General features: G+C 41.2%; 12 protein-coding genes and 1 pseudogene. 8 read left to right on the plus strand and 5 right to left on the minus strand.

Translation table 11 applies throughout. The features are described 5' to 3' along the window. Nucleotides 1–204 precede the first annotated feature (204 nt). The 7 genes from IM450_RS20650 (at nucleotide 205) to IM450_RS20675 (ending at nucleotide 5,346) form a co-directional block, all read left to right on the plus strand. Complete coding sequence (locus tag IM450_RS20650) at nucleotides 205–969, plus strand: PD-(D/E)XK nuclease family protein (RefSeq protein ID WP_287670984.1); 765 nt, start codon at nucleotides 205–207, stop codon at nucleotides 967–969. Between the two features lie 363 nt (nucleotides 970–1,332). Beyond that, nucleotides 1,333–1,557, plus strand: a complete 225-nt coding sequence (locus IM450_RS22765; RefSeq protein WP_071839410.1) for a hypothetical protein — start codon at nucleotides 1,333–1,335, stop codon at nucleotides 1,555–1,557. A 43-nt stretch (nucleotides 1,558–1,600) separates the two neighbouring features. Further along, the gene (locus IM450_RS20655; RefSeq protein ID WP_287670986.1) at nucleotides 1,601–2,290 is read left to right on the plus strand and encodes a J domain-containing protein; all 690 of its coding nucleotides are present in this window, start codon (nucleotides 1,601–1,603) and stop codon (nucleotides 2,288–2,290) included. 74 nt (nucleotides 2,291–2,364) lie between these two features. Further along, entirely contained in the window at nucleotides 2,365–2,976 is a 612-nt protein-coding gene (locus IM450_RS20660) for a DUF3611 family protein (protein WP_002800798.1), read from the plus strand. Nucleotides 2,977–2,978: 2 nt separating this feature from the next. Continuing rightward, nucleotides 2,979–3,320, plus strand: a complete 342-nt coding sequence (locus tag IM450_RS20665; protein ID WP_002753579.1) for a DUF565 domain-containing protein — start codon at nucleotides 2,979–2,981, stop codon at nucleotides 3,318–3,320. 136 nt (nucleotides 3,321–3,456) lie between these two features. Then, on the plus strand, nucleotides 3,457–3,792 hold the full coding sequence (locus tag IM450_RS20670; RefSeq protein ID WP_353736983.1) for a zinc ribbon domain-containing protein: 336 nt from the start codon (nucleotides 3,457–3,459) through the stop codon (nucleotides 3,790–3,792). 6 nt (nucleotides 3,793–3,798) lie between these two features. Continuing rightward, complete coding sequence (locus IM450_RS20675) at nucleotides 3,799–5,346, plus strand: mercuric reductase (protein WP_287670988.1); 1,548 nt, start codon at nucleotides 3,799–3,801, stop codon at nucleotides 5,344–5,346. Between the two features lie 163 nt (nucleotides 5,347–5,509). Here IM450_RS20675 and IM450_RS20680 read toward each other — a convergent pair whose 3' ends face one another. The 5 genes and pseudogenes from IM450_RS20680 to IM450_RS20700 all read right to left on the minus strand — a co-directional run bounded on the left by IM450_RS20680 (nucleotide 5,510) and on the right by IM450_RS20700 (nucleotide 7,777). Then, nucleotides 5,510–5,908 carry a type II toxin-antitoxin system VapC family toxin gene (locus IM450_RS20680; RefSeq protein WP_081106832.1) on the minus strand — a complete coding sequence of 133 codons (399 nt, stop codon included), beginning with the start codon at nucleotides 5,906–5,908 and terminating at the stop codon, nucleotides 5,510–5,512. Continuing rightward, complete coding sequence (locus IM450_RS20685) at nucleotides 5,905–6,201, minus strand: type II toxin-antitoxin system CcdA family antitoxin (protein WP_287670991.1); 297 nt, start codon at nucleotides 6,199–6,201, stop codon at nucleotides 5,905–5,907. The genes IM450_RS20680 and IM450_RS20685 overlap by 4 nt, the downstream gene beginning before the upstream one ends. 187 nt (nucleotides 6,202–6,388) lie before the next feature. After that, nucleotides 6,389–6,596: pseudogene (locus IM450_RS20690) on the minus strand (type II toxin-antitoxin system HicA family toxin). After that, nucleotides 6,593–6,796, minus strand: a complete 204-nt coding sequence (locus IM450_RS20695; RefSeq protein WP_002734086.1) for a type II toxin-antitoxin system HicB family antitoxin — start codon at nucleotides 6,794–6,796, stop codon at nucleotides 6,593–6,595. Before IM450_RS20695 ends, IM450_RS20690 begins: the two are co-directional and overlap by 4 nt. Before the next feature lie 135 nt (nucleotides 6,797–6,931). Beyond that, the gene (locus tag IM450_RS20700; RefSeq protein WP_287670993.1) at nucleotides 6,932–7,777 is read right to left on the minus strand and encodes a hypothetical protein; all 846 of its coding nucleotides are present in this window, start codon (nucleotides 7,775–7,777) and stop codon (nucleotides 6,932–6,934) included. Nucleotides 7,778–8,053: 276 nt separating this feature from the next. Here IM450_RS20700 and IM450_RS20705 point away from each other — a divergent pair, with 276 nt between their 5' ends. Next, nucleotides 8,054–9,865, plus strand: a complete 1,812-nt coding sequence (locus tag IM450_RS20705) for an NACHT domain-containing protein (RefSeq protein ID WP_162561076.1) — start codon at nucleotides 8,054–8,056, stop codon at nucleotides 9,863–9,865. Nucleotides 9,866–10,187 lie beyond the last annotated feature (322 nt).

Here is a 10,187-nt window from a genome sequence, read left to right on the forward strand (position 1 = left end):
AATTAAATTAAAAATGGATTTTAGGTTCGATCCCCCCTGCCCCCCTTGATAAGGGGGGTGCCGATAGGCGGGGGGATCTACCCTTGATAAGGGGGGTGCCGATAGGCGGGGGGATCTACCCTTGATAAGGGGGGTGCCGATCCCCCCTTAATCCCCCCTTAATAAGGGGGGCATCTGAAAGTTTTTAATACCTATCTAGTTATCATGTCTAATATCTATCGTCTTGCCCAGGGCCATTTAAACCTATTGGAAACCTGTCCACCGAGATTTCAAAAAGTCTATCTAGAGCAACTTAACACACCGGCTGACCCCGGGCAATTGCAGCGGCAAGAATGGGGCAGTCAGTTTCACCTATTATTACAGCAGCGGGAATTAGGGCTGCCAATCACGTCTCTATTACGCGAAAATGAACAGTTAGAACATTGTTTAACAGCCCTATTAAAGGCTGCCCCGGCAATTGCCCAAAATCCGGGAGAAGCTAATCGAGAAGCAGAACATTGTCGCAGTTTAACTGTGGGTAATTATTTATTAACGGTTATCTATGATTTAATTTTACTAGAGAGCGATCGAGCGGTAATTTTTGACTGGAAAACCTACTTAAAACCTATCGATGCCGACAAACTAGCCAAAAATTGGCAGACGAGACTTTATCTGTATGTGTTGGCAGAAACTTCTGCTTATCCTCTTGATAGTTTATCGATGACCTATTGGTTTGTGCAGTTACCCCGCAGCCCCGAACAAATTACTTTTAAATATAATCGCAAACTACACCAACGGACAGGACGGGATTTACGCCGTTTATTGAAGGATCTCGATCTCTATCTATCAGCATACCAAAATGATTTAGTCGATTTTCCCCATCGTCCCGATTGTCAGCTTCATTGTCCCTATTATCTTAGACAAGAGCGATCGGGCCAAATAGACTTACCCTCGATCGATCATATCCCTGAAATCAATCCTTTTGTCTAATTATTGCCAATTTTGTCAGTATTCTCAATTCAGAATTCTGAAGATTATTTTTATTTATTCTCCCTTCTCCCCCTCTCCCCCTCCCTTCTCCCCAATTCATAATTCATACTTTGTGCTTTTTGTCAAAAAAACTTTTTCTTTGTAATAAAACTACACAAAAAAAAGATCATCGTTGTGGGTGAAATTGACTAATTTACCCGTCTTAATTAGGATTACCTTGTAGGTGTGGCAAGGGTTTCAACCCTTGCCACCCAAAAAATCACAGAATAACCCACTATGAAATTCTATCAAATCGCTGTAACCATTGTAAAATCGTTGTTAAATAAAAATCTTTCTCAATTAATTCTTAAGAATTTATAAATATTGCGGAATGTTAATTTAAATATTCTCAAGTTTTTGGGGTCAATATATAACTTTTGCTTATCTTTGGCGAACATTGGGTTAGAAGTCAGAAGTCGGGAGTCAGAAGTCAGTATTCAGGAAACAGGAGATTATTTTTATGTATTCTTCCCACACCCCACACCCCACACCCCACACCCCACACCCCACTTTCCCACTCTCGACAATTCCCCTTCTCCGCCGCGTTAACCATGGTCGATAATAATAAAAGACAGATCGATCGCTTGCGCTCATGACCGGCAACCACTACCAAACCTTAGAAATTAGCCATAAATCGACCCCTGAGGAGATTAAACGGGCCTATCGGCGTTTAGCCAGACAATTCCATCCCGATAGTCAAAACGATAGTGCCAGTCACGATAAAATCGTCGCTATTAACGCCGCCTACGAGATTTTAAGCGATCCGAGACTAAGAAAGGACTACGATAACCAACTAATCGCCAATTCTCCCGAAAAACGCGCCCAACGCACCGCCACCGCCCAAGCAAATTATCATCGTTACAAAGAAACGGTCCAGGAAGACGAAGCCCTGGTCAAACAGTGGTATAAACAGACCTATAGCCCGATTAATCGCCTGATCGGTCAAATTATCCGACCCCTCAAAGGTCAGATCGATCACCTATCCGCGGATCCCTTCGATGATCAGTTAATGGCTGTTTTTCAAGACTATCTAGAAACCTGTCGCCAAAATCTCGATCGAGCCAAAACCCTCTTTTCCCAACGGCCTAATCCTGCCAAAATGGCCAAAGTGGCCGCTTCTCTCTACTACTGTCTCAATCATCTCACTGACGGACTAGAAGAATTAGAAACCTTTACCCTTAACTACGATGATCGCTCTCTCCACACCGGTCAAGAAATGTTTCGTATGGCCCAGCGTTTACAGGTAGAAGCTAAACAGATAGCCAGTCAGTGCCAAAATTAAATCTCTAGCCATGGGCAAAAAAAAAGACGAAAATAGATCAGGACCAGATTTACCCAATCCCTAGCTTAACCCCGATGAGAGACAAACAATCAGAAATTACCAATATATCCACCCCCAGAGATTCTGATCTTTATTCCTTGCCTCCCGCCGTCCAACGGGCTGCTAATATCCTTTTACGTCAGGGAAGAATCGGTTTTTGGACACAGATTGTCCTAGGCGTGATTTCAGGGGTTTTATTACTCATTGCTACCGCTAGTTTATTAGGGACGAGACAACGCACTTCTGGTATTGAAATCGGTGTTTTATGTGCCATTGGTGGGGCTGGTTTCTTGGTGGTTGCCATTTTCTTTTCCTCTCGTTACATGAAAATTGCCCGTCAAATGTTGAGGGGTGATCAAGATAGTCGCCCGAAAAAATCCGATACTATTCAATTAATCCGTCAGGGTTTAATCGCTAATATTATCGGGATGTTTTTAACAATTTTGGGAGCGCAAGCCTTGGCGGGAATCGTCTTAATTAAATCCCTCAATGTTCCCCAAGGTACTTTTAATGTTGCCTCTAACCCCAGTCAATTTGTTAATTCTGTTGACCTGTTAATTGTGCAGGCAAATACTAATACAATTCTCGCTCACTTTACTGGTATTGTTACCTCTTTGTGGCTTCTTAATCGTATTACTTCTAAATAAATATGACCATGCAACGCACCCGTTTAAGTACGCTGGCTAATGTCACCAGCAGTCGATTTAATAGCTTTTTTGGTAATCCTTGGCGGCGGATTTCCCTCCAGATAATTTGTGTTTTATTTGGAGTTTTTTCTGGTCAAGCAATTGTCACTACTGCTGGTCAAACTGCTCAATGGGATGTCACCGCTGCCGGTTTATTGCTGCTGTTTACGGAGGCGACTAGCCGGATTGTTTATCGAAAAAGTTCTCAGGCTAAACCAGCACCGATTCTGCGAGAATCTTTCAATTTACTAAAAATTGGTATCACCTATAGTTTATTTCTAGAAGCCTTTAAAATTGGCTCTTAAATCGCCAATTGAAAAATGAAACGCACAACTCCTTAAGAGTTGACAGAGAAAGTCTCATCAGGTTTTGTCCGATTAATACAACAACTAACATAGAACCAAGAAACTTGCTCTACCAACTTGGCCAAGAGGTAAATTTATTGACTATAAACTACAGAATAAAGGCGGTTTATTGATGGAGATTGATAGATTTTTCCCTAGCTCTAAAACCTATTCTTATTGTCTCTATCAAATGTCTGATATGCCATTAGACGTTAGAAAATGGACTTGTCCAAGCTATGGTACACATGACGATAGAGACAAAAATGCAGCTAAAAAAATAAGAGCAGAAGGCATCAGACAATTATTGGTCTCAGGAACTCGGACCACTGCTCAAAGAGGAGAAGTAAGTCAAAAAGGTGGATGTAAATCTGTCTTGAGGCATTCCCCTGTAAATTCCGAAGTCTTGACAACTGCGCCTAGGGAGTCGAGGTAGTTCACTATGTTTCAAAATAGCTCCAGTGAAGTTAATATTCTCCCCATGGACGAACATAATCAAAAATTAGTTAATTATGTTCATCCCGCCGATTGGGTCAATCCACAACCCCAGGATTGTTATGATTTAGTCGTCATCGGTGCGGGTACTGCGGGTTTAGTCGTAGCGGCGGGGGCGGCGGGTTTAGATATAGGTTTAAAAGTGGCTTTAGTGGAAAAACACTTAATGGGGGGAGATTGCCTCAATTTCGGTTGTATTCCTTCTAAATGTCTGATTCGTTCCTCTAGAATTATCGGGGAAATTGAGAAAGCCAAAAAATTAGGAATTGATATTGGGGATACTAGGGTAGATTTTGCCAGAGTAATGACCAGAATGCGGCAAATTCGCGCCGATATTAGTCATCATGATTCGGTGCAACGTTTCCAAAAACTAGGTATCGATGTCTTCTTGGGTAGCGCTCGTTTTTTAGGACAAAATGCCGTGGAAGTCGCGGGAAAAACCCTCGCTTATAAAAAAGCCGTCATTGCCACTGGTACTAGGGCTTTTCATCCCGATATCCCCGGACTAAAAGAAGCGGGATTTTATACCAATGAAACAATTTTTTCCCTCACAGAATTACCTCCTCGATTAGCTATTATCGGTGGCGGGCCGATTGGTTGTGAATTAGCCCAAGCTTTTCAACGGTTAGGCACGCAAGTGATTTTATTTCATAACCATTCCCATCTTTTGAATAAAGAAGACCCAGAAGCAGCCGCAATTATTGAGAATACTTTCCTGCGGGAAGGAATGCAGTTAATTCTCTCTTGCCAAATTGAACGGGTGAGAAAAAATGAGCGGGGTAAAACCATTGAATATACTAGCAACGGTCAAGGAGCAACTATCACCGTTGACGAGATTTTAGTCGCTGCCGGCCGGGAGCCTAATCTGTCAGGATTAAATTTAGAAGCGGTGGCCGTGGAATACGATACTCGTCGGGGAGTCAAAGTTAATGATTATCTGCAAACTACTAACCCGAAAATTTATGCGGCCGGTGATATCTGTATGGATTGGAAATTTACCCATGCTGCCGATGCAGCCGCCCGTATTGTGATTAAAAATACTCTCTTTTCTCCCTTCGGTTTCGGACGCGATAAGCTCAGTAATTTAGTTATGCCTTGGGTCACTTACACTGACCCAGAAATCGCCCATGTGGGCATGGATGAAACCCAAGCAAAAGCCCGGGGATTGACCACTAATACTATTAAAATTCCTTTGAGTATAGTCGATCGAGCTATCGCTGATGGGGAAACGGACGGTTTTTTAAAAATTATTCACAAACAAGGTTCCGACCAAATTTTAGGGGCCACTATCGTCGCCGCTCACGCCGGTGAGATGATTTCTGAAATTACCACCGCTATGGTTGCCAAAATCGGACTGGGTAAACTCTCTATTGTTATTCATCCCTACCCCACCCAAGCGGAAGCGATTAAAAAGGCCGCCGATGCCTATCGTCGAACTCTCTTGACTCCTAATAGTAAAAAACTCTTGGAATTGTTGACTAAATTATCGCGTTAAAATCAATGATTGCCACCGGAGAACTGCGGCAGAACTTTGAACAATTCTGGCGGGAAGCAGCCGCACAGTTGGGAAACGCCCAATCCCTCACCGAACGGAGGCCGGGGAAATGGCAAGAGTACCAGTTGGAGAAATACCAACCCCTGACGCAGCTCTGCCCTTTTTAGAATACAAGTAAACGGTGAAAACCTTCTTGCTCAAAATGGCGATCGGTGGTTAATGCTTCATTAATATTGAACTGACGCATCAATAAAAAGCTAACTGCATCACACAAGGAATAAGTCTTATCTTGCCGTGCCATCAATAGTTTGACAGCAGCACGATGTAAAGGCTCATCTATCCAAACTGTCTCGATATCTGGATTTTCTAGCAAATCGGTGATAAATTCTAGGGTAGCTAAACGTGGGTAATGGCGAACTTGAGCTAGAGCAACTAACTCTGCTAAAACGTAACTGTGGGTGATGCTTTTACCTGCACTATCTAACAATTGGACAGCTTCTTCATGTCCTGGTTGATCACGATAGACATAGCAAAGTAACCCAGAAGTATCGAGGAGTATCACCGATTTGATGTCTCCTCATGAGTATCTCCATACTCTCTCCCTAAGTCAGCATCAATGCTTTCATTATCTGCTCCTGTCGGATAGCCGCTAATTGAGCCAGCGTGCGCTCGAAAGCGTTGACGTGCTGCTTCTTTTTCGGCTTCCGTGCGTTGGTCTTTAGCTTTTGTTAAGCGATACTGTCGTTCGAGGGAAGTTGTTACTAATTCTGACAGGTTGATACCTAATATTTTAGCTTGCTGTTGCAAGGCGGCATAGACTTCATCGCTCAATTCTAGGGTTAAGACTTGACTCATTTGGCTGTACCTTCATTGTGGCTATTGATTAGATTAATTTCTTTTTTAACTCTTTGACCATTATAACCTCGGACATCAGCTTGTCTCTTCACAGTAGCACTGTAGGGTGGGTTAGTGACAGCGTAACCCACCGCATATTAGGAAATTGATGGTGCGTTACATTAACATTAACGCACCCTACGAAAGCTTATAAGTCATCTTCCGATAATCGAGCTATTTTCATAATTGATTTTAAAGTTCCAATTTTTAAGTCCTGATTGCGGTGTACAGGAATAGATAGAATTTTATCTTCATCCTCCTTTTCATAAATATGGTGACTACTGGTAATTTTTTTGAGTATCCAACCTTTTTTTTTCGACAATTTTACAGAGTTTTTTCCCTGATATTGATTTCATACAGCAATTTCAATCACTTCTGACCTAGATTCAGGTTGTTTGCTTTCATTGGCAACTTCTAACCAGCCTTGTATGGCATCTTGGAGGTTATCGACAACTTCGTCCATACTATCTCCTTCTGTTATACAACCGGGCAGAGCGGGAACTTCAGCCCAGTAACCGCCTTCTTCGGCTGGATGAATAATAGCTTTGATTTTCATCAGGTTCAGAATTTTTGAAAACTTATCTCTATATTTTAATATGAATATGGAAGTTGGGTTTCCTTGCGTCAACCCAACCTACAGGCTGACTGTTACAGATTACGGCTTCGATGGTATCGGCTAAGTAGTGCGTTTTCAGCCTTGCCAGGAAAACAGGGCTGGAAATTTTCGATTCAATACAGGTATCACTTGTCCTGTACTCAGCCAATATAAGGGTTCAATCAAGTTATAGGGTTGCCATTTCTCCGAATCTCTGAGAACTGACAGGAACTCCCCGTGAATGATGCGGTTTGCCCGATTAGGACGCGGATCATTTTCTCCTAGCACTCCAAATGAAGAAATAGCGAAAAATTTTAAATTTTCTTTTGGTATTCTTCTCCTTAATATATCTGTGGTTCTTGGTAAATGAATTTCAAATAAATCAGACTCAGGATTAAGTCTTCCTGGCCAAAGCTCTATTCTTTCACATTTACTCATTGCTACTGCTAAGCGAAAGTTTTTCATTCTTTTATATTCGTCGATTAGTTTAGTTAGATTCTCCACAATACGACTATATTGTCTATCACATTCTTCTCGCTGCCATGCTGGCAACAAAATCAGACATCCTACTACATCAGGACTTAAATATTCTTGCCAAAATTCTCTGTACCAACGGTGCAGGTGCATACTAGGTTCATCAATCTCTCCTGGATAATCTTTAAAAACTAGATATAGATCTAGCTCGGTTTTAGAAAATCTTCTTTTTATTTTTATGCCGAAACAAACCTCTATTGGGATGACTGTTGGTGAAAATTCCCCCTCTAAAAGAATATTTTTCGCTTGATATTGAAGTCTAAGCGCACCCTCATCACGAGGGTGAATCTCATAATCTCTCTTTTCTTGCAGAACATCCTTCAGCTTTGGCCAATAAGATAATCCAGCTAAATAAGTCGTTTTTCCAGATGCTCTAGGTCCGATAATTACAATATTGTTGCTACCCATATCAAGAAAATTGCTGAATATCTGCTACTGTAACTTAAACAAAAAACAAATCGATAAAAGTCTCAACCCCAAGTAGGGATTGGGATTTACTTCGAGAAACCCAAAATCGCTGAAACCTATATATATCAAGGAAACTAGCAGATCAAGGTTAACGTATTGTCCCGTAAGGGTTTGAGCCTTTCCGTCTGACCGAAAATGCCTAAGTCCCACTACTTGGATTCATTTTACAGAAGATCGCATAAAATAGGAAGAAAAGCCTTTTCAGCGATGCCACCGATGCAGAAACTTACACAGCGTTTAGTTCAGTGGATACCTTTTGGTACAGCCTCCCTATGGACGCTGGATTCTGTTAAACAAGGATTGACGCAGGGAGAGTGGACACAAACTCTGATTCCAACCTTCGTAACGGCGTGTTCGTCTCTCTGGGTTAAGTTTAGTGGCAAGTTTATGGAAACCCTAGAGGAAGAAGCAGAAAGACGAGGGGAAACGAGTGCTCAAACGTTGATTAGGACAATTAATAATATACCATCTAACTTGATACAACTGCGGTCAAAACGAAACTTCCTTAACAAATATTACCAGCAACTCATCTACATCTGTCGGGACTATCTTACCCAGGGATTGGATAAAGACCGCATCTTGAAGTTGGAAAAGGTATTTGTCCCACTCAAGATGGCGACCAAAGAGGCAGTACAGGTCGATCCCAAAATGATTCAGGCGGTAGATAGAAGCGCCAAGAACCCCAAAGAAAAGCAAATTTGGGACTTTTTAGCAGCCATGCAAAATGAAGCAGCTTTCCGTCCCATAGTTATTTTAGGCGCACCGGGGTCAGGGAAGACGACTTTACTCAGGCACATTGCCCTAACTTATGCTACCCAATCTCAACGCAAGATTCACCCGCAAGCACCAAAACTGATTCCCGTGTTGCTGTATCTTAGAGAGGTGAGTCAGGAAATTGAGTTGAGTCAGGAAATTGCCGCTCATAAATTGACTTTACCAGAGTTAATTACCCAACAAATTAAGGGACAACGTAAGATTGATCCCCTCAACCCACCGTTACATTGGTTTGCGGATAAATTACGTCAAAAACAATGTTTGGTACTGTTAGATGGATTGGATGAAGTTGCAGATGAAACTCAGCGCCAGAAAGTTAAAAATTGGGTAGATGAACAGATTCAAACATATCCTGATACGCTTTTTTTGCTAACCTCTAGACCTTACGGTTATAGAAGTGCGCCGCTACAAGAAAGTGTAACTGTGCTAGAGGTAAAACCGTTCAACCTTAAACAAATGCAGCAGTTTGTTAATAACTGGTATTTACAGACAGAAATTATTAGTCGTGCGGGGGAAGAAGATTTAGGGGTGCGTGAAGAGGCGAGAGAACAAGCTGAGGATTTAATTGCGCGTATCCTCAATAGTAAGCCTTTAGCAGATATGGCAGTAAATCCTTTACTACTAACCATGATTGCCACTGTACACCGGAGGGGAAGTGCTTTACCCGGTAAGAGAGTAGAACTATACAAAGAAATTTGTCAAGTATTATTAGAAAAGCGACACCGTGCTAAAAAACTTGCTATTCCCTTAATAGCCACACAAAAGCAAGCTGTATTACAAGTGTTGGCGTTGATGTTAATGCAGAATAACACCAGGGAGTTTAAATTATCAGAAAAAGCACCGTTGATTCAAGCTAAATTAAGAGAAGTAGCGAGTAGTGAAATTACAGCAGAGGAGTTTATTAAGCAGGTGAGAGATGTCTGTGGTTTGTTGGTGGAGAAAGAGAATGATGTCTATGAATTCGCTCATTTGAGTTTTCAAGAATATTTAGCAGCAGTTGAAATCAAAGAAACTCAGCAAGAGAAGCTATTACTTGACAATATTAATCACTCTTGGTGGCACGAAACTATTCGTCTTTATACGGCTCAAAGTAATGCCACTAATATAATTAGTGCTATATTGAACATGGAAGAACCGACTGTTGACACAATGGCACTTGCTTATGAATGTCGAGATGAAGGCTTAAGTGTTGATGAATATGTCAAAAATAAATTAGATGCTAAATTAGAAGAGGATTTAGAAAGTCATCCATGAGTTATAAATTATGAATTGTAAATTATCAAATTTGAATTATGAAAGACACATTTAAACAAGCAGCTAATGTTCTCTTAAAAAGGAGGCTAAATAATTTGGGCTCTTCGGGAATTGTTATGCAAATAATTAACTTAAAATAAAATTCGATGAGAGTGCCTACGCTCAAAAGTATCTGAAATCCATATAGGGAAGGACTTAAGGCATCAACAGGTTAATACCAAAAGATAGACAATCAAGTTAAGATTTGATATAATAGCCAAAAACCATAGTATTTTACTTATGATACTTGACAAATTTTTGAACCTAAAAGGAACCTGTATTC

The sequence above is a fragment of the Microcystis sp. M083S1 genome (assembly GCF_020246405.1).
Lineage (GTDB): Bacteria > Cyanobacteriota > Cyanobacteriia > Cyanobacteriales > Microcystaceae > Microcystis > Microcystis aeruginosa_C.

What these genes read in the sequence shown, in the direction of transcription:
- IM450_RS20650 (WP_287670984.1), top strand. Translation starts at nt 205, where the DNA reads ATGTCTAATATCTATCGTCTTGCCCAGGGCCATTTAAACCTATTGGAA.
- IM450_RS20655 (WP_287670986.1), top strand. Translation starts at nt 1,601, where the DNA reads ATGACCGGCAACCACTACCAAACCTTAGAAATTAGCCATAAATCGACC.
- IM450_RS20660 (WP_002800798.1), top strand. Translation starts at nt 2,365, where the DNA reads ATGAGAGACAAACAATCAGAAATTACCAATATATCCACCCCCAGAGAT.
- IM450_RS20665 (WP_002753579.1), top strand. Translation starts at nt 2,979, where the DNA reads ATGACCATGCAACGCACCCGTTTAAGTACGCTGGCTAATGTCACCAGC.
- IM450_RS20675 (WP_287670988.1), top strand. Translation starts at nt 3,799, where the DNA reads ATGTTTCAAAATAGCTCCAGTGAAGTTAATATTCTCCCCATGGACGAA.
- IM450_RS20685 (WP_287670991.1), bottom strand. Translation starts at nt 6,201, where the DNA reads ATGAGTCAAGTCTTAACCCTAGAATTGAGCGATGAAGTCTATGCCGCC.
- IM450_RS20695 (WP_002734086.1), bottom strand. Translation starts at nt 6,796, where the DNA reads ATGAAAATCAAAGCTATTATTCATCCAGCCGAAGAAGGCGGTTACTGG.
- IM450_RS20700 (WP_287670993.1), bottom strand. Translation starts at nt 7,777, where the DNA reads ATGGGTAGCAACAATATTGTAATTATCGGACCTAGAGCATCTGGAAAA.
- IM450_RS20705 (WP_162561076.1), top strand. Translation starts at nt 8,054, where the DNA reads ATGCAGAAACTTACACAGCGTTTAGTTCAGTGGATACCTTTTGGTACA.